Raw genomic sequence first — 437 nt, forward strand, 5'->3', positions numbered from 1 at the left:
GTGGAGGGCGACGACATCGGTCAGCATGGACGCCTCGACGGCCTCGGGGACCGAGCGGCTGGTGCCCGACGGGTCGATGTTCGTACGGAGCGTGCCGCCGAAGATCTCGGCGTCGTACGGGTTCACCAGCAGGTGCTCCCGGACCGCCTCGACCGACAGGTCCGCGAGCGGCCGGCCGCCGAGCCGCACCTCTCCCCCGTACGCCGGTGGCGGCACGTTCACCGCGAGCACGGCGGCCAAGTCGGCCGCCGCACGCGGCTGGTAGGGGGCGATCGCCACGAACTCCCCTGCGGTCACCTGGAACTTCAGCCCTTGGAGGGTTCCGTGCCGTACGCCGTCGACCTCCAGGTCCCCGCCGGGGGCCGGGCGTTCGGGGCCCGGGGCCGTCACCGGCGGGGCGTTGAGCACCAGCGCCATGCGCCCGGGCGGGGGCGCTT

The 437-nt window shown here is 74.6% G+C and carries 1 pseudogene; it reads right to left on the reverse strand.

The features are described 5' to 3' along the window. Nucleotides 1–437 (reverse strand): annotated as a pseudogene (locus RM812_RS42440) (ABC transporter ATP-binding protein); the annotation flags it as partial.

The organism is Streptomyces lancefieldiae (assembly GCF_031845825.1).
GTDB lineage: Bacteria > Actinomycetota > Actinomycetes > Streptomycetales > Streptomycetaceae > Streptomyces > Streptomyces lancefieldiae.